20 protein-coding genes, 3 tRNA genes and 1 CRISPR repeat array are annotated in these 23,053 nt (G+C 41.8%); of the genes, 18 read left to right on the forward strand and 5 right to left on the reverse strand.

The window, feature by feature from the left end; translation table 11 throughout:
- Positions 1–138 precede the first annotated feature (138 nt).
- From VB118_11470 to murC, 4 genes are all read right to left on the reverse strand, one after another.
- Complete coding sequence (locus tag VB118_11470; GenBank protein ID MEA4833220.1) at positions 139–1,554, reverse strand: MATE family efflux transporter; 1,416 nt, start codon at positions 1,552–1,554, stop codon at positions 139–141.
- Positions 1,555–1,570: 16 nt separating this feature from the next.
- Positions 1,571–2,626 carry a hypothetical protein gene (locus tag VB118_11475; GenBank protein MEA4833221.1) on the reverse strand — a complete coding sequence of 352 codons (1,056 nt, stop codon included), beginning with the start codon at positions 2,624–2,626 and terminating at the stop codon, positions 1,571–1,573.
- Positions 2,627–2,859: 233 nt separating this feature from the next.
- On the reverse strand, positions 2,860–3,558 hold the full coding sequence (locus VB118_11480; GenBank protein ID MEA4833222.1) for a nuclease-related domain-containing protein: 699 nt from the start codon (positions 3,556–3,558) through the stop codon (positions 2,860–2,862).
- A gap of 3 nt (positions 3,559–3,561) precedes the next feature.
- Positions 3,562–4,995 carry a UDP-N-acetylmuramate--L-alanine ligase gene (murC, locus tag VB118_11485; protein ID MEA4833223.1) on the reverse strand — a complete coding sequence of 478 codons (1,434 nt, stop codon included), beginning with the start codon at positions 4,993–4,995 and terminating at the stop codon, positions 3,562–3,564.
- A gap of 66 nt (positions 4,996–5,061) precedes the next feature.
- On the opposite strand from murC, the gene spoVG reads away from it, so the two are divergent.
- The 11 genes from spoVG to VB118_11540 all read left to right on the forward strand — a co-directional run bounded on the left by spoVG (position 5,062) and on the right by VB118_11540 (position 13,401).
- Positions 5,062–5,355: a septation regulator SpoVG gene (spoVG, locus tag VB118_11490; GenBank protein MEA4833224.1), complete on the forward strand. Its 294-nt coding sequence runs from the start codon at positions 5,062–5,064 to the stop codon at positions 5,353–5,355.
- Between the two features lie 451 nt (positions 5,356–5,806).
- The gene (locus VB118_11495) at positions 5,807–6,787 is read left to right on the forward strand and encodes an alpha/beta hydrolase (protein ID MEA4833225.1); all 981 of its coding nucleotides are present in this window, start codon (positions 5,807–5,809) and stop codon (positions 6,785–6,787) included.
- Positions 6,780–8,072, forward strand: a complete 1,293-nt coding sequence (locus VB118_11500) for a hypothetical protein (GenBank protein ID MEA4833226.1) — start codon at positions 6,780–6,782, stop codon at positions 8,070–8,072. The genes VB118_11495 and VB118_11500 overlap by 8 nt, the downstream gene beginning before the upstream one ends.
- 44 nt (positions 8,073–8,116) lie before the next feature.
- Complete coding sequence (locus tag VB118_11505; protein MEA4833227.1) at positions 8,117–8,824, forward strand: DUF6320 domain-containing protein; 708 nt, start codon at positions 8,117–8,119, stop codon at positions 8,822–8,824.
- Positions 8,825–8,896: 72 nt separating this feature from the next.
- Positions 8,897–9,811 carry an FAD-dependent thymidylate synthase gene (locus VB118_11510; protein MEA4833228.1) on the forward strand — a complete coding sequence of 305 codons (915 nt, stop codon included), beginning with the start codon at positions 8,897–8,899 and terminating at the stop codon, positions 9,809–9,811.
- 187 nt (positions 9,812–9,998) lie between these two features.
- The gene (locus tag VB118_11515; protein MEA4833229.1) at positions 9,999–10,556 is read left to right on the forward strand and encodes a hypothetical protein; all 558 of its coding nucleotides are present in this window, start codon (positions 9,999–10,001) and stop codon (positions 10,554–10,556) included.
- Between the two features lie 59 nt (positions 10,557–10,615).
- On the forward strand, positions 10,616–11,554 hold the full coding sequence (locus VB118_11520; protein ID MEA4833230.1) for a diacylglycerol kinase family protein: 939 nt from the start codon (positions 10,616–10,618) through the stop codon (positions 11,552–11,554).
- Positions 11,555–11,653: 99 nt separating this feature from the next.
- A tRNA-Met gene (locus tag VB118_11525) sits at positions 11,654–11,730 on the forward strand.
- A 5-nt stretch (positions 11,731–11,735) separates the two neighbouring features.
- A tRNA-Glu gene (locus VB118_11530) sits at positions 11,736–11,810 on the forward strand.
- Between the two features lie 117 nt (positions 11,811–11,927).
- Positions 11,928–12,003 (forward strand) — tRNA-Pro (locus tag VB118_11535).
- Positions 12,004–12,330: 327 nt separating this feature from the next.
- Complete coding sequence (locus tag VB118_11540; protein MEA4833231.1) at positions 12,331–13,401, forward strand: helix-turn-helix transcriptional regulator; 1,071 nt, start codon at positions 12,331–12,333, stop codon at positions 13,399–13,401.
- A 126-nt stretch (positions 13,402–13,527) separates the two neighbouring features.
- Here the strand turns inward: VB118_11540 and VB118_11545 are convergent, their stop codons facing one another.
- The gene (locus VB118_11545) at positions 13,528–13,755 is read right to left on the reverse strand and encodes a hypothetical protein (GenBank protein ID MEA4833232.1); all 228 of its coding nucleotides are present in this window, start codon (positions 13,753–13,755) and stop codon (positions 13,528–13,530) included.
- A 471-nt stretch (positions 13,756–14,226) separates the two neighbouring features.
- On the opposite strand from VB118_11545, the gene cas3 reads away from it, so the two are divergent.
- Genes cas3 through cas2 form a run of 7 tightly spaced genes read left to right on the forward strand, consistent with a single transcriptional unit; the run spans position 14,227 to position 21,896 of the window.
- Positions 14,227–16,455, forward strand: a complete 2,229-nt coding sequence (cas3, locus tag VB118_11550) for a CRISPR-associated helicase Cas3' (protein MEA4833233.1) — start codon at positions 14,227–14,229, stop codon at positions 16,453–16,455.
- Positions 16,456–16,466: 11 nt separating this feature from the next.
- Entirely contained in the window at positions 16,467–17,204 is a 738-nt protein-coding gene (gene cas5c, locus VB118_11555; GenBank protein ID MEA4833234.1) for a type I-C CRISPR-associated protein Cas5c, read from the forward strand.
- Positions 17,201–19,072 carry a type I-C CRISPR-associated protein Cas8c/Csd1 gene (cas8c, locus tag VB118_11560; protein ID MEA4833235.1) on the forward strand — a complete coding sequence of 624 codons (1,872 nt, stop codon included), beginning with the start codon at positions 17,201–17,203 and terminating at the stop codon, positions 19,070–19,072. The genes cas5c and cas8c overlap by 4 nt, the downstream gene beginning before the upstream one ends.
- A 4-nt stretch (positions 19,073–19,076) precedes the next feature.
- A complete protein-coding gene (cas7c, locus tag VB118_11565; GenBank protein MEA4833236.1) occupies positions 19,077–19,901 on the forward strand; it encodes a type I-C CRISPR-associated protein Cas7/Csd2 in 825 nt (274 codons plus the stop codon).
- A complete protein-coding gene (cas4, locus tag VB118_11570; GenBank protein MEA4833237.1) occupies positions 19,898–20,566 on the forward strand; it encodes a CRISPR-associated protein Cas4 in 669 nt (222 codons plus the stop codon). Before cas7c ends, cas4 begins: the two co-directional genes overlap by 4 nt.
- A gap of 3 nt (positions 20,567–20,569) precedes the next feature.
- Positions 20,570–21,601: a type I-C CRISPR-associated endonuclease Cas1c gene (gene cas1c, locus VB118_11575; GenBank protein MEA4833238.1), complete on the forward strand. Its 1,032-nt coding sequence runs from the start codon at positions 20,570–20,572 to the stop codon at positions 21,599–21,601.
- Positions 21,602–21,605: 4 nt separating this feature from the next.
- A complete protein-coding gene (cas2, locus tag VB118_11580; protein ID MEA4833239.1) occupies positions 21,606–21,896 on the forward strand; it encodes a CRISPR-associated endonuclease Cas2 in 291 nt (96 codons plus the stop codon).
- 169 nt (positions 21,897–22,065) lie between these two features.
- Positions 22,066–23,040: direct repeats of the CRISPR family, unit length 33 nt; unit sequence GTCGCTCTCCACACGGAGAGCGTGGATTGAAAT.
- Positions 23,041–23,053: the final 13 nt, after the last annotated feature.

Consider the following 23,053-nt stretch of genomic DNA (forward strand, 5'->3'; position numbering starts at 1 on the left):
GGGCTTTATCTTATAATTTTGAGTTATTAAAACGACAATCGAATAGGTCTTGTTTTATAAGAGAGAAAAGTTCATGTACAAGAGCATTTTCTCTCTTTTAGCGGTAATTTTTTAATTGCTGAGTTAATAAAGCAACTGTTATTTAATCGCCGTCTTAATAATATCGGTTTCATGCTGCTCTTTGTCGTCCTTTTGTTCTTCGATCACGCGGTGAGACATCCATTTGGTCCCTAATATTCTCGGAAGGAAAAACGAACTCCGAACTACCCAGTCGCAGTACATGGCGAGCCATACGCTGAGAGTGCCGAGGTTGAATATATATACAAAAAGATAAGCGAAGCCGATCCTGAATATCCACATGGAAAAAACGGAAACTCTCATGGTGAATTTGACGTCTCCGGCTGCGCGAAGGGTATTCGGAAGCACAAACGCCATCGGCCACATCAACGACGAGGCGATACAGTATGTCGTCAGAAGCTGTTTTGTGAGAATGGTCGTATCGGGCTTCAGGTTGTAAAGAGTAAGGAGCGGTCCCATAAATATTATGCATATAAACGCGAGAGCGGCAATTGAAATATATGAGCAGATCATAAGCTTTTTGGTATGATTTTTTGCCTGACGGTATTCTCCGGCGCCTACGCATTGCCCGTTGATTGTGATCAGGGCAAGCCCGATTGCGGAGGCCGGTATCAACAGCATATTCGCAAGGGATCCTGTTGCGGCGTTGGCGGCTATCGCGCTTGTGCCGCCTAATGTCACAAGCCTTTGAACAAGGATTTTTCCGACTTGAAACATTCCGTTTTCAAGCCCTGTGGGTATTCCGAGCGAAAGGATGCGTTTCGTCATGCAGAACTCCGGTATAAATCCATTTAACGAGTCGATATATATCGGCTTGTGCGGATCGCGCAGAATCAACAATACTGCCGCTGCGCCGACAGCACGCGCCGCGAGAGAAGCAATCGCTGCTCCGCTGACACCCATCGAAAAGCCGTATATTAATAACGCGTTTCCGCAGACGTTGATTATATTTACGGCAACGGAAACAAACATCGTGGATTTTGAGTTTCCCATGGAACGCAGAATTGCCGCTCCGCCGTTATATACCGCAATAAACGGATAGGACAATGCAGACCAGAAGAAATATTTAACGCAGTATCGCATCACGGATTCCTCTGTCCGGCCGAATATGGATCTTAAAAGCCATTCGTTTAAACAAAGTGAAAGCACCGCAATCACGATTGAAAGCAAAAACGTCGCGCTGATAAGCTGTTTTGCGGCTTTGCGCGCGGACGCTTCGTCATTTCTGCCGAGATATTGCGATGCAATAATAGCGCCGCCCGTTGCGAGGGCGGCAAATATATTGATAAGCAGTATGTTTATTGAATCTACAACCGATATCGCGCTCATCGCGTCCTCGCCGACGCTTGCAACCATCACTGAGTCGGCCAATCCTATTGATATGGCGAGAAACTGCTCTACAATGAGTGGAAGAACCAGCTTTATAACTGCGGGACGCGGGAAAATCTGTTTTGATTCCGTATCTGTTGCATCCATTTAAATAAAATTCCTGTTATTCATATAGAGCTTCCTGATCGACGTCTTTGAAAGCTTTATATACATTATAAAGCTTTATTGCTATATAAAAGCCGACCGAAACTTCAATTAAGGCAAAGAATGCTTCGTTGGTGAATCCGAGTATCCAGAACGAAGAAAGCAGCAATCGGGGAAGGGAGCTGACCGCGATCAGAAGAACAGCCGAATAGCCGTAAAACAGATAAAGCCTGAGATTGTATACGGCCCGATCTGTGAGAGTGAATTTGGCTTCGTTCAGGAAGAACAGCATTATTGCGCATGGAGTAACGAGAGAGAAGAAATTTGATGGAATACTGACGCTGCCATGGATAGAAATAAAATAAGCTATTACTCTGGATGCCGCCCAAAGAGCCGGAGAGAGCGCGAGAATCGAATAACCGGCACCGTGCGGATATACGTTCTTTGCGGAGGAAATAATAAAATATATTCCGCTCAATACAGCAGTCGCAAGCACGACATACATGATCACATCTATTGAAGGGCTCTTTAACAGGCGGGTAATTAACAGCAAAAAAGAAGAGATGAACATGAAGCCGATCAACGCCGTTGCGAAAACCGCCCAGGAATTATTTGTTACAAGGATCATTCTTGCGCCCTTTGTGACGGTGAGCTTCTCGGGAATGACGTTTTTTTCGGTATTATATTCACCATTGATTTCGCCTGTGCCGCTTTCTGAAATCGGAATATCCGCCGCGGATGCCTGCGGGATATCAGCATCAGGCTTGCTGTCTGTCCGGTCTGACGGAGCAGAGGAATCGGACGCGGGAGAAGTGTCGGCTCCCGCGTCATTTGTTTTCTTTTTAGGCGCGAATCTTACGGAACAGGAAAACGAAACGGCAAAAAGCACAATAAGAAGACCGGCAACGGCATAATTTAAAATGTATGGGAAATTATTTCCGTCAATGCAAAATCCGGTTTTCGGATCAATAAAGTTCATTGTGGAGTATATGCTTAATACGGCTAAAACGGGAATAAGCACAAGAACGCATGTGAGAATGAATATAACTCTCTTGCGTATAATATTGATTTTCACTGTTAATGCCTCGTGAGTTGTATTTAATTAAGATAATATTATTATATACCCTGCTGCGGGAAATTCAAAGACCTGAATAGGATTTTTTATGAATTTTTTCTAAAATTTAATAGATAACTGGATTCAAATTAAATAACTAAAGCTTAAAAGAAAAAGGCTTATGGCTTATCTCTCATATTAAACACGACTTATTTAAATGCCGTTTAATAATTTACCGTTTTACAATATAAAATCTATTCGCGGTTTTTATTCAAGTTGCTCATCTTGTTTTTGTGCATCTGATGTTTAACGCGGCTTTTTTCGCAATTGGACAGAATCAGCTTTTCTGTCTGTTGTATCATAGTCTTCGTGAGCATCAGCTTTACGCCGCCCCGGCGCGCGGATTTAAACGCACGGCAGTTTTTTATATATGAGCTGAGCGCCGGAAGCTTCACAACGTCTTTTTCGCGATGTGTAAATGAAACGCTACGCGAGGTGAAGACGGTGACGCCATTTATATTTAGTTTTGAAAGAGACGGATCTATGTCAAGAATTCGCCCCAATGCTCTCTTATGTATATCATTCTGATATACGGGATTATGAAATCTGATCACCTTATCTTTGTATCTCTGAGTCCATTGCTTTGATGATCCGGTTTGAATCTGTCCGTTGTGGCTTTTTGTCTCAATTACAAATATACCGTACCGGCAGAGCAATATCTGGTCGATCTGTGTCAGACCGTAATCGGTCTTAAGATATATATCTGTCAGCAGGACAGCTCCCGGAAAATTTTTAATCAGGTATTCCGAAACCAACGATTCGGCAAGGTCTCCGTAATGGCCGACTTTGTTTTGTTCTTCTTTCGCTTTTATAGAATGGTAAATCAGGAATATTACGGCGCAGATATTAATAGCGCCGAAAACAGACAAGATGACAATTAATTCTGTATTCATTCTTTATATATCATTTTCTCTTAAAATCATATCGGTAAGATTAATAATATCTCCGGCTCCCATGATCATTATAAGGGTATCTCCGGATTTATTTTCAAGATATTTTGCTATTTGGCTAAAGTCTCCGAGGTACTTGCCGTTCGGAGTTGAAAGCGCGAGCGCTTCGGCGGTCACACCGGGAATCGGGTCTTCCCGGGCGCTGTAAATATCTGCGAATATGACCTCTTCACAATCCGAAAATGCGCTGCGGAATCCGTCAAAGAGAGCTTTTGTCCTTGTGTATGTGTGCGGCTGAAAAACTGTTGTGATATTTTTTGCTCTCATTTCCTTTGCAATCGCAAGTGCTGCGCGTATTTCATCCGGATGATGGGCATAATCGTCATAAACCGCAGCTCCGTATTTAGTACGCCCGCGGTATTCGAATCTGCGTTTTATTCCCGTGTATGCTCCAAGCCCCGCGGCGATGACGTCAGGAGTGATTCCGCAAATATGTGCGCATGCAGCGGCGGCAAGAGCGTCTGTGACCAGCACGCTTCCGGGAGCCGCGAGAGAAATACGTGTTAGCTCTTTCTTGTCTGCGACAAGCATGAACGAATAAAAACCGTTTTTGTCCGCGATATCAGAGGCAAAATATGCGGCCGACGGGTCCTTTATTGAAAAGGCAACAGCTTTGGAAGAACATCCGGATACAGCTTTTACCGTGTTTTCAGAGTCTGCGTTATAGACTGTGAATCCGGCCGGGCCCGGAATTGACGCGAATTTTGAAAAGGATTCGATTACCCGGTCAATGTTTCCGAAATAATCGACATGATCCAACTCCGTGTTCAAAATAACGGATACCGTAGGATAAAAATCAAGAAATGAATCCTTGTATTCGCAGGCTTCGAATATAAAGGGATCGCCGCTTCCCCAGCGGTGTGTTCCGCCCACGGCGTCATAATATGCGCCGATAAACACGGACGGATCCGATTTATTCTCTATAAATATACGTGATATCATAGCGGTGGTTGAAGATTTTCCGTGAGTGCCTGATATCCCGATGCGTACGGGTTTTTCGAGCATTATCGCGCCGAGTATTTGCGCGCGTGTCACGCATTTTATACCGTGTGTGTGCGGATACATATACATCGGATCAGAACCGGAAATGGCATTTGTAAAAACGCAAAGTGAAACACCGTCGAACAACTCGGGAGAATATGAATATGATATGTTAATTCCTTTAGCTTCAAGCCCTAAGGTGACGTCGGAGCGGTGCGCGTCATAACCTTTTATGGCGGCTCCGCGGTCATATAGATGTTCTGCGATGGCAGACATGCTGATCCCGCCGATACCAATAAAAAGCACAGTGCCGTTTAATAAAAAGTTGTTCATGATGTCAGAACTGATTGTTAAATTTTTGTTTTCTTCCGGTTCAGAATTGTCATTCCGGGTTAACATTATCTCTACCTAATCCTTAACAAATATACTTTATAATATGATATAGCACAATAAAGGAGACAGTATATGAAGACCACCGATATAAAGATCAGAAAAACTTTTGACGAGGGACCGATGCGCGCCGTCGTGTCGATGACCTTTGACGATTGCTTCGCGGTTCATGACATAAAGGTAATTTATGCAAACGAGAAATATTTCATTGTTATGCCTTCGCGTAAAAATGCCGACGGGACATACCGTGACATAGCTCATCCTATAAACGGTGAATTCAGACAGCAGCTCGAGAAGGAAGTGCTTGACAAATACTTTGAAATAATCTCGGAAAAAGAAACAAGCGAATCCGACCAGACAACGGAATAAACATGAAACGTCTATATATTATATAATTACCTCTGCTTCTTTGCAATATACAAGTTGTAAATTTTCATTTTTCATCAAAAACCCTGCACGCCGTGTGTCTGTTTTCAGACACGCGGTGTTCTTTATTCGATTGTAAAACAAACAGAATTTTAGAGTAAGGGAAATATGAAAAACATGATTAATACAGGCATCAATCAATGGATACTGCATGTGCAAAACTTCAGTAGATATTATTTGACTGCTGTTTTAATAATTGCCGTCAAATAATTACGAGTTTATAAACTTGCAACTTTTACCCGTAAAATCATATTCTCGTTATTGTTGACAAACACTATTACAGCAAGTATAATTATAATGGCTGTATGTTTTGAATCTGTAATTCATAAAAGCCGCTTGAAACTTACACTTTGATGAAAATGCGTAATAATTAAATTTATATAAGGAGTCCCGGATGCCATCGATAATCAGTCGCGTTATATACGGACAGTTGAAGCTTGCCCGCCCCATTTTGAATCATCTTGATCTGGAGGATTCCAGAAAATATCAGGATATGCTGGGTGAAATGGGAGCAAAGGCCCTTAAAAATCGCGTCGGTTACCGAATCGAGCCTTTTGAGCATTTCGAAGCGGAAATGGCATTTCCACTTTTATTTAAGGATAACGAAAAAAATCAAGAAAAAACGGAGAATTATTCCGATACGAACGATATTCAAGGCGTTAAATGCGGCGGATATGCCGTTTTGTATCTCCACGGAGGCAGCTATACCTCCGGATCGCTTCAATATGCGAGGGGCTTCGGAGGAATTCTGGCTGATGCTCTGCAATGTGAAGTGCTTTGCGCCGCATACAGACTTGCGCCTGAATTTCCGTTTCCTGCCGCAATAAACGACGCCGCGGAAGCATATGTCAGGCTTTTGGAAAGATATCCCGCCGATAAGATTGCGGTCGCGGGTGAATCCGCCGGAGGAGGGCTTACGCTCGCACTCACAGCGAAGCTTAAAAAGGACGGACTGCCGCTTCCGGCGTGCATTGTCCTTATATCTCCGTGGACCGATCTGACATTTTCGGGCGCTTCATATGAAAAAAACCGAGATGCTGATCCGACCCTGTCGGAGGCTTCACTCAGATACAGCGCGACACTTTACCGCGGTCAATATGTTCCGACGGATCCGTATATATCACCGGTTTTTGCCGATATGAGAGGATTTCCGCCGGCGCTTATATTCGCCGGTACAGAGGAAATACTCATGGATGATGCTGCTGCGGCCGCAAACAGAATGCGCGAATGCGGAGCGAAAGCCGAATATCAGACGAAGGAGGGTATGTGGCACGCATATGTGCTGTATCCCATTCCCGAAGCAAAAGAAGCCATTGAAAAAATAGTAACATTCATAAAAACAAACATCAAAGAAAAGCTGGCGGATTATGAATGATCGGCACACAGGACATTCAAGAAAATGGATGAAGCTCGACAACGCGGCAAAAATATATCCCGTCGCCATGAAAGGCGGCTGGATGTCAATTTTCCGCCTGTCGGCCGAGCTTAATGAAAAAGTTGATCCGGAGATACTGCAGCGTGCGCTCATACGCACGGCAAAAAGATTTCCGTCATTTACACAGCGTCTGAGAAGAGGCTTTTTTTGGTATTATCTCGAACAAATAATAGCGGAGCCTGTCATAAGCGAAGATGTGATGAATCCGTGCGCCAGGATGAATTTCAAGAAGAACAACGGATATATGTTTCGCGTCAGATATCATGAAAACCGCATCGCGTTAGAGGTGTTTCACGTTTTGGCCGACGGCACGGGCGGACTTTGCTTTTTAAAGACACTTCTCGCCGAATATATTTCACTGAGATACGGCGAGAACGTACCACGTTCAGATACGATACTTGACTGTAACAAGACTGCTTTAAAAGCAGAATATGAAGATAGCTTTTTAAAATATGCCAGAAAAGCCGCTTTGCTGCCAAAGGAAGAGAACGCATATCATGTTTCAGGTACGCGCGAGGAAAACGGCTTTATGCATGTAACGACCGCGTTTATTTCAGTTAAGGCATTATCCGAAAAAGCAAAGCTGTATGGAGCGACTATAACCGAATATCTTATATGTCATCTTATAGAATCGATTGTCGAGATTCAAAAAAGCGAGATCGGTAAAAAACATTTTCTTCCGGTTAAGGTGTGCGTACCGGTGAACATGCGGAAATTCTATCCATCAAAGACGGTTCGCAACTTCGCTCAGTTTGTAAATGTCGGAATTTCGCCGCGCTTCGGAGAATATACATTTCAAGAAACGCTTTCGATTGTACGGCATCAGATGGGGCTTTTTGCTACGGAAAAGCAGCTCAATGCACGGATGAGCATGAATGTAAATGCCGAAAGACACAAGCTTATGCGTATTGCGCCGCTGTTTATTAAGAATCCGGCTATACTGATCGCATTTATTCGTAACGGAGATCGGAATTCTTCGGTCACTTTATCAAATCTGGGTATCGTTTCACTGCCTGATGAAATGAAAAAACATATCGAACATTTTGACTTTATGCTTGGGGCTTTATCGACAAATCCCATTGTGGTGGGCTGTATATCTTATAATGACCTTCTTTGCATAAATATTACCCGTTCAATAAAAGAGAGCTTTTTTGAACGTGAATTTTTAACCCGCCTTGTAAAATCAGGAATACACGTGAAGGTGGAAAGCAATCAGAGGTTCTGAATGTAAATGTAATGAATGATAACAGGGAAGGAATGAATTACTAAATGTCATATTGCGTAAATTGCGGTGTCGAACTCGGCGACGCAGAAAAGCAATGCCCGCTATGCGGCGTGGTGGTCATAAATCCTGCGAAGCCATGGAAAGAACCTGATAAAAGACCGTATCCGGAGCATATTGATGAGGTCATAAAAAGCATTGATCTCAAATATGTAGTATGCCTTGTCGCGCTTATCATGCTTATTCCGTGCGCGGTGTCGCTCCTATGCAACCTGACTATTGAAGGAAGCTTGTCATGGTCGCTTTATGTTCTCGGGGCATGCGTCTGTTTATTCGTATGGGTGTTGCTGCCATTGCTTTTCAAAAAGCCGAAGCCGTATCTTTTTGTTATGTTCAACGGGCTTGTGACAGCCGCATATCTGTTTTTGATCGCATATATGACGGACGGCATCGAATGGCTGGTTTCTCTTTGCCTGCCTCTTTTGGGTGCGCTTACGGTCATTTCGCTCATTATCGCGTATGTCATACGTCGTAAAAGACTTGCTTTGCTGACGAAAATTTCTCTGATAGAATTATTGAGTGGCTTTTTAGCCGTTGCGATCGAAGTTATTCTTGACCTGTTCATATTACATGAGCTTTGGCTGAATTGGTCGCCGATTGTATTTATCGTTTTTTTCTTCTTCTCGATTATTTTCGAGGTGCTTCGCAGGAGAAAAAAATGGCTCGACGAAATTCGCAGAAGACTGTTTATCTGATATGCGATATATCGAATCGCATGCGAGAATACAGAAGAGAATTATCACAACCATTATATGGAGAAATAATAAATGCGTATTTTATATCCTGAAGTACGGCTTATAGATGACATAAATCCTTTTATAAAAATAGAAAAAATAGGTCGAGTGTGTTATAAATCTTCTTCTGCTTTTACTGAAGAAACAGCAAATCTCTTTTTTAAAAATCTTGTTGCAAGAAAACATTATGCAGTGTTGGAACATGCTAATTTTATTTTTGAGGTATCTGAGAAAGTATATCATTTATTATTCGGGTGTAAGTATTTTAATTATTCTGTGGAAGAATTTGAAAATAAACCGAAAAGATTTATAATTTCCGGAAATTTAAGAGCTATAAATGAGTTTGGTAGAGAAATATTACTTCGTGCTTTACATAATATTGACCCTAACCTTGTATACTCCTGCGGATTCATTCTTAAAGATAATTTATCTATGGTTTCTAAAGATGTAGATTGTAAAATAATTAATATCGATGATATACCTGACATACAAGAGACGGCTTATAAAACACATAAATATTTTTCGTTTGATTTAATATGTGATAGAGGTGTATCGCATGAACTTGTTAGGCATCGTCCTTCTTCTTTTGCACAAGAAAGCACAAGATATTGTTCTTATTTAAAAGAAAAATTTGGCGGGGAGATAAGCATAATTCTTCCTTCTGATTATGATAATTGGAATAATGAGCAGAAAGATAGATATTTAGATTTAATGAAGCAAAGTGAAGAAACTTATCTTTATCTTTTGCAGACAGGTATATTACCTCAGAATGCAAGATCAGTTTTACCAACTTGCTTAAAAACAGAAATTGTCATTACAACAAATGCTTTGGAGTATGAACATATTTTTAACTTGAGGCTTAGAGGTATTACTGGGAGCCCTCATCCTGATATGAAAATAATTATGGAAAAAGCATATGAAATATATTGTGGTAAAAGCAAGTTTTGAAAATAGTGGATTCAAATATATATATATACGATAAATAAGATCTAAATCTTGAAATAATAACATATATAAGAAAAATCAAAAAAATGAAAGGTTATTAACTGAAATGAAGCGACGTTTTTTGTGTTTATTTCTTAGCTTATTAATATGTGCTGCACTTTTATGTTCCTGCGTTCCGCGCGGATATACAATGTATGAAAACAAAGACTCCGAAATTTCGATTATTTACCCTTCTGATTGGGAAAAGAGGGAATACGACGGCTCGATAATTAACTTTTTCACTCCACCTGTTGACGAATCCGACGATTTTCAGGAAAATGTAAGCGTAGTCACGATTATGCTCACAAATATCGACCGCAACAACAACGGAATACCGGACACAATAACTCTGGACGATTATCTTGAAATTTCCAAAGAGGAAATAAACACATACATTTCAGATTATAATGAAATATCGATCAAAGACATAAAGGTCGGGAATCTGGACGCAAAGCGGATTGTATATACCGGAAGCATTGTCAGCGAGTCTGCCGAAACCGTCAGTACTGGCGGCACCGATGGCACCGGCGAAGCTTCATCAGAAGCCGGATCGTCATTGGAAACTCCGTATAATAATTATAAATGGATTCAAGTCATAGTCATACATAACCGTGTCGCATATCTTATAACATATACAGCTCTTCCGGATAGTAATACCGGATATGAAGAGCAATTCGATACAATGATATCAAACTGGCGTATCAGATAAATAATTTCTTGTTAGAACAATGTAAATATTAATGCTGAATTATTAAGGGAATATAATTTATGGATCTCGTCTTTATCATCAACCCTATCGCCGGGAGCGGTAAACGTCAATCAGAGATCAAAATGAAAATCGAGTCAGCTGCCAGAGAAATGAAATTTAGCTATGTAATATATGAGACTACATGCGTCGGAGACGCGTGCAGATTCGCGGCCGAATATATGGCACCCGAGTCCGGGGCCTGCCTATTTGCGTGCGGCGGAGACGGAACTTTGAATGAGGTTGCAAATGGCATTGCGGAAAATAAAGCTTCGGATAAGCTGATACTGGGTATGATACCCATAGGAACCGGAAACGATTTTACGAAATGCTTCGGCGACATTGAACGCTTTTGTGATATACCGACTCAAATTGAAGGTAATCCCATAGTAATTGACGCAATACGCTTCTCCGCCGATAATAACCATGACAAGCTTGCAGTAAACATGTTCAATATGGGCTTTGACAGCGCGGTGGTTGCCCAATCAGAGCGCATCAGGAGGTTTCCGCTGCTGTCTGGACCTATATCGTATACAATAGGGATTATTGTAGAGCTCTTTTCTCTTCCGCATGAAAATCTGACTATTATAATAGATGATTCCGAAGTTATAACGGGAGAATTTTTGCTTACAGCCATCGGAAACGGGACTCACTACGGGGGAGGATATAACGCCACTCCCGATGCAAGAATCAACGACGGCATGCTCAATATGACTCTCGTAAAAATGACCAGCCGCCTGAACTTTATTTCCCTTGTGGGAGCTTATAAAAATGGCACAATACGTAATTCAGAAGCAGGAAAAAAACTCGTTATTTACAAGAAATTAAAAACACTATCAATCATTGCTCACCGAAGAACGAGCATTTGCATTGACGGAGAACTTTTCAGAGCGCATCGGCTGGATCTGACGGTTATACCAGGATTATTGCGTTTTAATCTGCCTAAAGGCATCAGTTATTAATTCTGAATCGTTACCAAAAATTTTGAAGAAAAAATTCTAAAAAAACCAGTTGACAAAACGGATTTGATATGGTATACTTCATAAGTCGTTGCGATAAATGGCGGAATAGCTCAGCTGGCTAGAGCATTCGGTTCATACCCGACAGGTCATAGGTTCAAATCCTATTTCCGCTACCATATACGGCCCGTTGGTCAAGCGGTTAAGACACCGCCCTTTCACGGCGGTATCAGGAGTTCGATTCTCCTACGGGTCACCATGAAAAACCTCGTCGATCGACGAGGTTTTTCAAACTAATTATCAGTTTACATGGCCTCGGCTTTTATATAGCAAAAATATTTAGTTCACCATTTTCAACTTCATACTTAAACTTAATCGGGGTGTAGCGCAGTTGGTAGCGCGCATGGTTTGGGACCATGATGCCGCAGGTTCAAATCCTGTCACTCCGACCAAAAATCCGACTGAAAAGTAATGATTTCAGCCGGATTTTTATATGCGATGTATAATTTCAGAGAAGGAAAAATATTGACCACATAGTACTCTTATGAGAATGTAAAAAACGTTTTCAGCATTACACGCCATAACGTTTATTCTTTGTTTTATTGCGGCTCAAATTTTTAATATTTTGGCGAATCCGATATAAATTTTACTACTATTACAATTAATTAACTCAAAGTTAAATTCAACTTGCTTAATGTTATCTGTACAAATGCTATCAAGAAAGTTATTATATTATCAGAATCAAGCGCTTGATTACTTTTATGAATGGAGATACGAATATGAAAATCAGAATAGGTGAAAATATCAAACGCCTGCGCAAAGCAAAAAGCCTGACACAGGAGCAGCTTGCGGAACTAATGAATATTTCCTGTGCGGCGGTAAGCAAATGGGAGTCAGCGGACACATATCCGGACATTACATTGATTTTCCCGCTTGCTAATCTTTTTGAGGTCAGCGTTGATGAACTGATGGGTTATGATTCTGAACTGATTGAAAGTGAACTCAAAAAAGTGTTGGATAGTTACAGACAGCTTCAGTATGAAGGAAAATATTCTGAAGCCAGTAAATATATTGCCAAAGCACACAGCGAATATCCTAATGATTACAGAATAATGAATTGCTATATGTGGGATGTTGCCGGTGGGTCTGTCGAAAATGATCCGGAATTGCTGAAAGCGCATAGTGACGAACTGATGCAAATTTGTGACTGTATCCTCGGCGGATGTACTGATGAAGATCTTCGGCTCGAAAGCATGACGATGAAGGCAAAACTGCTGTATGCCTCCGGCGACACACAGGCCGCTTTGACGTTGCTTTCCGAATTTCCTTCGTGGTATCAAAGCTCTGGGCAAAAAACCGAACAACTCTTTTCCAAAGATACACAGGATTTCAGATATTGGGTACGCCGCAATCTTTATGAACTCGCCAATTTTTCCGCTGATAAAGCAGCAAAAGTGATATTTTTCGATGATTCTGAGGATTTCTCGGAAAAAGTCATGAGAGCTGAGCATATCGGAGATTCAATCGCATACTCCTATCGTGAAACAGGAGAAACATTCCTGTGTCTGATGGCAGAATCCGTATATGGAAGACTGGCGAATGATATGGTGTTCCGCGGCGGAGAAATAAACGATATTATCCGTATCAGGGATAAATACCTGATGTTTGTTAAATCCGTGACCGAAATATCGAATCAAGATGTGGTTTTACGCGATCTGATCAAGTATGAGTATCATGCCGATAATCTCTTGGATTGGACTCTTGATTACTATCTGTCAACAAACAATAAGGTTCTTGCCGGGCTTCGTGAAAACAACGCGTATATGGATATGCTTAAAAAATACAAATAATAACTTATAGCCGGGCAGTTTCGCCCGGCTTTTTCTTTACACGTCCGCTTTTTCCGCTGCCGCTTTCATCGCGGATTTTTCTTCTGCAATCTGCGCCCTTGCTTGCACAATTTTTATTCCGGCAACTCAACGCATTTCTCTTGCGTTTTGCGTAGACGTTTTGACTCTCTCGCCGTGAGCGTTTGTCGGCGTATATCTGCCTTCGTATAGATGGTTGTTGATCTCATAAATCCCACCCGTTCCGCTTTTCCGCACTTCGCTCTTGTACGGCTCAAGCCCTTTGATAACAGCTTCTTGCGGTTCGGTGCTCTCATGCTTGTTCCGCCGATGCTTCGCTTGGCTCGTATGCCTCACCTTTGCCCATACCGCTCACGATTTTTGCCGCAGCCTGATGTTGCATGGTGTCGGTCACGTGGCTATAAATATCAATCGTCGTTGAGGAAGAAATATGGCCTATATGGCTGAGAGCCTCTTGATGTTCACGCCATGTTTCAGCGCGGTTGTATCTCAGCGTGTATCACGTTGGTTAAACCGCTTCCACAGCCGGTAATATATGTATCTGAATAATAAAAAATATTAAGACCATGGGTATTATAACATAATTTTCTGATGCTTTCTGTAAGAATTTTGAAATAAATGTCGAATAATGGTTGACAATGGAAATAATAGATATTATAATAAAAATAAAAAGAAAATATAAATATTAAATATATAAAATGGTGATTTATGAAATATGCTCATATTTCCGAAGATGGCAATTGTTAATAAAATAATAACGCAGAAAGCGTAACAGATATGAAAATGATATAGAATATGAGGTAGAACATGGAGATTTATGCACGTAAAACGGATGACGGTCGAAAACAGACTCTTTTTGCGCATTCGGAAAGAGTTGCGGAATTTTCATCACAGTGGGCAAATTTGTTCAAGAGCGCTACACTGGCAAAAATTGCGGGAGTATACCATGATGCAGGTAAGGCGACAGTAGAATTTCAAAATTACTTATTTTCCGAAGAAGCAAAGCGGGGAAGCGTTAATCATAGTATATATGGCGCGAAAAGAGCATTTGAAGATTATTATGATTGTTTACCGGTAGCTGAGATACTTGCCAATATAATAATATCACACCACAGAAGCTTACGTGATTATTTATCTCCTGACGGCTGCACACCGCTTATTTCAGAACTACAATCATGTTCGAATAAGCTCAGCCTAGACCAAAATTTGAAGCTTGATTCCAATATATTATATAAAGAAATTCAATCTGTAATAAATATTTCACCGGATAAGAGATTTGGTGCGATGATGCTGACTAAGTTACTATTTTCATGTATCGTTGATGCGGACAGGCTCGATGCATATCTTTTCGAGCGTTGCGAAGTTCATAATCCAAAATGCCCGGACTGGGAAGGGATGCTGATTGAATTAAACAACCGTCTGAACATTATGAATAACGAAAGTAAAAAGAATAAATCAGACAAATCGATACTTGAATTGCGAAATAATATATCCATACAATGCGCGAAATCCGGAATGCGAGAAAAAGGAATCTATAAACTGGAAGTCCCGACAGGTGGCGGAAAAACCCTATCAAGTCTAAGATTCGCACTTGAACATGCAAATAAGCATAATTTCGACCGGATAATATATGTAATACCCTACCTTTCAATATTATCTCAAACCGCAATTGAAATCCGAAAGGCGCTGAATGTCGATAGTGATACGGTTTTGGAACATCATTCGAATGTTCTGCCCGATGATCCTGAATACTACAAGCTACAAACCAACCGCTGGGATTCGCAGATTATTCTGACTACACAAGTGCAGTTTTTGGAAAGTGTGTTTTCAGCCAAGGGCAGCGATTTACGGAAATTGCATAATATGACGAACAGCATTATTATCTTTGACGAGGTGCAAACCCTTCCGGTAAAATGCGTTCATTTGTTCAATAGTGTTGTGAATTTTATTTATAAAGTATGTGGTACAACCGTACTTCTATGTACAGCGACACAACCATTACTTGATAAAGTGGCACGTCCAATAATTCTTTCCGAATACCCTTCTATAGCCGTTTGCAAAAAAATTCCAAAACGCACAGATATTGTCAGCATGATACGCCCTGCTGGTTATTCACCGGAAGACTTAAGCAGGTTTACCCTTGAAAAGCATCACACTTCGACTCTTATTATAGTCAATACAAAAGACGCTGCCAAGTCGCTTTACCTGCGTCTTAAAACTCAAACAAAAATTGTTTTACATCTAAGTACAAATATGTGTCCCGCTCATCGTGATAATGTAATTTCTAAGCTTCGCTGCTGCCTATCGCAGAATGAAAATGTAATCTGCGTTTCGACACAGCTCATCGAAGCGGGTGTTGATATTTCATTTGAATGTGTAATACGCGATTTAGCGGGGCTGGACAGTATATACCAGGCAGCAGGACGATGTAATAGACACAACGAGTTTGGAGAAGTGAAAAATGTCTATGTTGTAAATATAACTGGCGAGAATTTAAACAGACTTGAAGATATCAAAGAAGGCGCCGACGCGACCAGAAGGCTTATAAATGAAGGACAATTGGATATAGATCGTTATTATACATATTATTTCTATGAACGTAGAAACCAGATGGATTATCCTACAAAAGGAGGGGGATCAATTTATGATCTACTGACAAACAATAATCAAGGTCGGAATGCGTATAAAACCTATGTGGGTGACAAAAAATCACCACCTGCGCTGACCTGCGCAATAAAGTCGGCTGCAGATGAATTCTATGTTATAGCTCCGGGTCAGACCGAGGTGTTGACCTATTATGGGGACAGTAAAGAATTGCTGGATGAATACCGAACCGAAAACGATTTGAATAAGAAGAAAATATTATTACGCCGTATAGAACGCTATATGGTATCTCTTTACAAATTTCAAACAGACGAGCTTCTTTCTCGCGGTGCGCTTTCGAATGATAATGGTCTGACAATTCTTGCAGACGGTTTTTACGATGAAGAACTGGGTATTGACATTACAGGCAACCACACTTTTTTGAATGTATGAGGTTTATTATAATGGAGGAGAAAAGAAATTCGGTAAGTTTTAAGGTTTATGGTAGATACGCGCTGTTTTCTGACCCGATAACGCGTCCCGGAGGTGAGAAATTCAGCTACCAGACCCCTACATATCAGGCGCTGAAGGGCATTCTCGAGAGTATATACTGGAAGCCGACAATTATTTGGTATATCGACGCGGTTCGTGTTATCAAAAAAATACAGACCGAAAGCAAAGGTATACGCACTATACTAATACAACCTAAAAAAAAGAATGTAAAAAACGACTTATCATATTACACATATTTACGTGATGTTGAATACAGGGTTTTAGCTCATTTTGAATGGAATGAACAAAGAACCGATTTGATTGAAGACAGAGACGAACACAAGCATCATAATATAGCAAAACGCTGTATAGAGCAGGGAGGACGCCGGGATATATTTTTAGGAACAAGGGAATGCCAAGCATATGTTGAGCCTTGTATTTTCAAAGAAGGGGCGGGGTTTTATGATAACTATGGTCCGCTCGATTTCGGTCTGATGTTCCACAGCTTCGGTTACCCCGATGAAACCGGTAAAAATGAGTTGGTCGTGCGGCTGTGGAAACAAAATATGAAAGATGGGATTATTGAATTCCCCAATCCTGCAAAAGTTGAACTAAGCCGCACTGTGCGTCAATATAGTCCAAAATATAAATTCAAGCGTTTTACTAAGGGCGTTAATTTTAAGGTAGAGGAAGAAGGTGAATTTGAGTGAATTGGTTTAATAATTTAGCGCTGACATATGATAACGTTCCAGAAATTGTTGGCATACCCGATGAAAAAGGCAATGTCCTGTTGCCGTCAAATCACATGACAAAAAAAACTGATATTATTGTTATAATTGACAGTGAAGGAGAATTCAGGCATGCTGAATACAGCGATGCGGTTATCGTTATCCCATGCACTGAAAAATCATCATCATCGCGTTCAGGTAAAGCGATTTCCCCACACCCTCTGCATGAGGAGCTTGGGTATATATGTTACGATGAGAAAAAACGCGAAGCCTATTTCAAACAGCTTGCTGCCTGGCATGACCGCCATCCTAAAGTCTGCGCGGTATATAATTACCTGAAACGCGAAACCCTGCTTAACGATTTGCGTAAATCAGGTATAACAGTGGATAAGGATAAATTAAACACATTTAAAAAGAACGGCGAAAAGAAATCAGAAAAGGAATTACAGGACGAAATATATAAACAATTCGTACGATTTTCTGTAGAAATTCCGGGAGATTTAAAACCGTGTCTTTGGAAAGATGACACCGTTACTGTCGCGTGGCAGAATTATCAAGCTGAGCTCGATGAAGGTGTTATTGAACTATGTTATGTATTAGGTAAAGTATGTCCCACGGTTTTAAAACATCCAGGAGGAATAAATCCTTATACAAACGGAGCAAAGCTGATAAGCAGTAACGATTCTACGAATTATTCATTTCGTGGTAGATTTTCTGTACCTGAGCAGGCAAATGTAATCAGCGCCGAAGCAAGCGGCAAGGCTCACGCAATGTTAAAATATCTGATTGCGACTCAGGGATATAAGTGCGGCACGCAGGCAATAGTCGCCTGGGCAGTCGACACAGGCGAAGCTGCTCTCAATCCTTTCGCGTCTTCTGATGAATTTTTCGGGGATGACGAGTCAGTAAAAACAGATTCTGATAAACTTATTGGTTCGCAGGATGTTCTGGCTACGGATTATGCCAAAAGGCTACGCAATGCGTATTGCGGCGTTGGTAATGCCGGTAAATTGCGTAAAACAACACGACAGATAGCTGTCATCGTAGTCGATGCGGTAACAAAAAATTCAGGGCGTATGAGTGTTACATATTATCAGGACATACATGAAAACGAATATATAGAGCGTGTTGTACTGTGGCATGAACAATGCTGCTGGTGGTTTCGAAAAGATAAGAGGGAATATAAATCCGCTCCGAGCGTAGACAGAATTATTGAAGCGGTATATGGAGAGCCAAAGGGAGAGGGATACGAAAAAATTAAGAAACAAACCCGGGAGCGGCTGCTGCACGATATAATCTGCGGTGAGCATATAGACAGTGGATGGGTAAAGGCTGCGGTAAACCGCGTTTCAAATCCGTTTTCGTATAGCAAAGAAGATGGTGGCTGGGACAAGTCAACATGGGAGACGGCAATAAGCGTGACTTGCGCTATTACAAGAAAATATTTTTTTAATAAAAAGGAGGATTTTTCATTGGAACTGGAAAATGAATGTCGCGATCGAAGCTATCTTTATGGCCGGCTGCTTGCGATCGCAGAAAAAATTGAGAGTCATGCACGTTATCTGCAAACCGGAAAGGACAACTCGGATAAACGTCCTGTCAACGCAATACGGTATATGACTATCTTTACAGCAAAGCCCTTCCGCACGTGGGCACTGATTTACAGTCAGATCAATCCGTATATTCAACGTCTTGATGGCGCAGATTGGTACCAACGGCAGATTGATGAAATTATGAGTAAGTTTGAAAGCGGGGATTATGAAAGCGATAAACCGCTTGATGGCAAGTACCTGCTCGGCTATTCACTGCAGCGCAAGTGTCTATATAATACAAATAACAAGGAGGAATAACAAAATGAGTTTGTCTAAAAAAATTGACTTCGCAATTATTATCAGCGTTAAAAATGCTAATCCGAACGGAGATCCACTAAATGGCAATCGCCCGCGCGTAAATTATGAGGGATACGGTGAGATCAGCGATGTATGTTTGAAACGCAAGATACGCAATCGCCTTCTTGACGACGGCCAGTCGATTCTTGTTCAATCGGACGATTATAGAAGGGATGACCACCGCAGTATCAAGGCCCGTTACGATTCAAATGAAGAAATCAAAAAGCTTTCAAAAGATAAGGACGGAGAAAAAAAAGCAAAAATTGCCTGTGAACAGTGGTATGATGTCCGCGCTTTCGGACAGGTACTGGCCGGTGTTGACGATGACAGCGCATCAATAGCAATCCGTGGACCTATCAGTATACAAAGTGCATTCAGCATTGAACCGGTCGATATAACAAGTAACCAAATTATAAAAAGCGTTAATCTAAAAACAGATAAGAAAGATCCTTCTCAAAAAGCTGGAGATACAATGGGAATGAAACATCGCGTCGACAGCGGTGTCTATTTAACGTTTGGCAGTATAAACCGGCAACTGGCGGAGAAAACGGGCTTTTCTGACAAGGATGCTGAAATATTTAAAAAAATGCTTACAAAAATGTTTGAAAACGATGATTCATCCGCTCGGCCGGCAGGAAGCATGGAGGTTATGAAAGTGATATGGTGGACGCATAATGAAAAAACTCTGTCTTCAGCTAAGGTACATAGAAGCCTCAAAGTAAATATTGATGGTTCATATACAATATCTCAGTTGGATGGAATCAACATTGAAGAACTAGACGGACAATGAATTTTCAAATGGATGATTTGCTGCTCTCCGGTCTACAGCATTTTGCCTTCTGCCGGCGCCAGTGGGCCCTGATCCACATTGAACAGCAATGGGCTGAAAATTTCTTCACTGTCGACGGCGGAATCATGCACGAGCGCGCGCACGATCCATTCTTCACCGAAAAACGCGGGGAACGGATCGTCAGCCGGGCGATACCTGTGAGGTCGGACAGTCTGCACCTCACAGGTGAGTGTGACGTGGTGGAATTTCTTGCCGATCCGGAGGGAGTGCAGCTTTTTGGACGGGAAGGACTTTGGCAACCGCGCCCGGTGGAGTACAAGCGTGGTGATGGAGGCGCGACTGACGCCGATTCACTGCAGTTATGCGCTCAGGCGATGTGCCTTGAGGAAATGCTGTGCTGTCGGCGGATTGATGAAGCTTTCCTATATTACGGTGAGCTTCGCCGACGCGTTGGAATTCTACTGACCGACGAGCTGCGGAATTCAGTCAAGGATATGACGCGGGAGATGTATGAAATTTATCAGAGGGGCTGCACGCCCACGGTGAAAAAATCAAAAAAATGCTCATCCTGCTCAATGAAAGAAATCTGTCTTCCCGGTATCTCAAAACAGCAGTCTGCAAAAGCATATCTCGAACATGAGCTGAAAGGTGAGTATAATAGGTAGAATATGAGAAAGCTTCACAATATCCTCTATGTGACTCACCCGGATGCTTACCTTTCTCTAGACGGAGAAAATGCAGTCATATTAGAAAAGGACCAGGAGGTAAAGCGAATTCCTCTTCATAATCTTGAAGGGATTATCACTTTCGGATATACCGGAGCCAGTCCGGCGCTGATGCATCACTGTGCGGAGCTTGGAATAGCTCTGACATTTTTGAGCGCGCATGGACGTTTTCTATGTCGCGTTGAAGGAGAGAAACATGGCAATATTCTTCTGCGTAAAGAGCAATACCGGGTTTCAGATGATGAAAATCGTTCTCTTGAAGCGGCAAGATATATTGTATGCGGAAAGCTGTATAATGAGCGTGCTGTGCTGCTTCGGGCGATGCGTGATCACTCAATGCAATTTGATTGTGAAAAGATAAGTAATGCCGCAGAAAGAATAACCCGGGCAATTACGATGACAGAGAAGTGTTTAACACTTGAAGAATTGCGCGGAATAGAGGGAGAGGCGGCGAACGCATACTTTGGTGTATTTGATCTTTTAATATTACAAAATAAAAATGACTTTTTCTGGTGCGGGCGCACTCGCAGACCACCGACTGATAATGTAAATGCGTTGTTATCATTTTGCTATAGTTTGCTGACACACGATTGTGCCGCGGGACTTGAATCAGCCGGACTAGACAGCTATGCCGGATTTCTGCACCGCGACAGGCCCGGAAGACAATCTCTCGCACTGGATTTAATGGAAGAATTTCGCGCACCGATGTGCGACAGATTTGTTCTTTCAATAATCAATACACGCCAGGTTAATGCATCCGGATTTCTACAGAAAGAGAACAGTGCTGTTATAATGGATGATAATACACGACGTGATGTTTTAGTTGCATGGCAAAAGCGCAAACAAGAAGAGATAATTCATCCGTTTCTTGGGGAGAAAGCTGAGTGGGGGGTGCTTCCTTTAGTACAGGCTCAGCTTTTGGCACGATATATACGGGGAGATATTGATGCCTATCCGCCGTTTTTGTGGAGGTAAGGTTATGATGGTCCTTATTACATACGATGTAAATACAGAAACAGCTGCAGGACGAAAGCGGCTTCGACAGGTAGCAAAGCAATGCGTTAACTTCGGTCAAAGAGTACAGAATTCAGTGTTTGAGTGTCAGGTTGATGCTGCAAAAATGCGTGAGATTGAAGAAAGGCTGTTAAAAATCATTAATCCGGAACTCGACAGTCTTCGCTTCTATAATTTGGGAAACGGTTATAAAACAAAAATAAAGCATGTCGGCGCAAAGCTTTCATTTGATGTCAGCGAGCCTCTGATAATTTAACGCGAATAGGAAGTGAACAATAAAATCACGGATCGTTCGCGTTGATTTCTGAGTGAGAAAAGCGGATAAAAACATGTGTTTGACACTTTGTAAGCTTTTATTGCTCTTTTAATGAATTGTATTTGTCAAAAGTGTATAATGATTTTTAAAATTTTTGTGCATTTTTGCTGTCGCTCTCCACACGGAGAGCGTGGATTGAAATTTACCTTTATCTTTATCAAAATCAAATTCATATCGTCGCTCTCCACACGGAGAGCGTGGATTGAAATGTTTTCAAAATCGAATTTAAGTTGATTGTATGCCGTCGCTCTCCACACGGAGAGCGTGGATTGAAATAAATAAAACTAAATTTGAAAATCGCACGGTTGCGAGTCGCTCTCCACACGGAGAGCGTGGATTGAAATAGATAAAAGCAAAAAAGGCAAAATCGCCGCAGAGGTCGCTCTCCACACGGAGAGCGTGGAGTGAAATAATAAATGATGAGATGCCCGGAGGTTTGAAAAAAGTCGCTCTCCACACGGAGAGCGTGGATTGAAATTCCTCATCTGCTGCTGTCATGGTGTAGCCGCCCTTGTCGCTCTCCACACGGAGAGCGTGGATTGAAATTTTGCCGATCATCCACTTTTCTTTTGTCATCATGGTCGCTCTCCACACGGAGAGCGTGGATTGAAATTCCGCTTGTACCGGTACCGTTTGCTTGCTCTCCTGTGTCGCTCTCCACACGGAGAGCGTGGATTGAAATTTCCGTCGCGCACTTAGAGCATAACGCCTTACCGTCGCTCTCCACACGGAGAGCGTGGATTGAAATTTTGATCAATAGCATTAAGTATTAAAAGTACTGGTCGCTCTCCACACGGAGAGCGTGGATTGAAATTTACTCCTAATGGGTATGTGCCTATTAAAAATTTGGTCGCTCTCCACACGGAGAGCGTGGATTGAAATAAAATGGAAGAAAATTTATTTAGACTATTGAGAAGTCGCTCTCCACACGGAGAGCGTGGATTGAAATTCCATTTCAAGCTTTACAACAGTCTGAAATAGTACGTCGCTCTCCACACGGAGAGCGTGGATTGAAATTTCTCTGACCCGGGTACGCGTGCCGCATGGCTTGGTCGCTCTCCACACGGAGAGCGTGGATTGAAATATAATAGCCTCTC

Source organism: Oscillospiraceae bacterium (assembly GCA_034925865.1).
GTDB lineage: Bacteria > Bacillota > Clostridia > Oscillospirales > SIG627 > SIG704.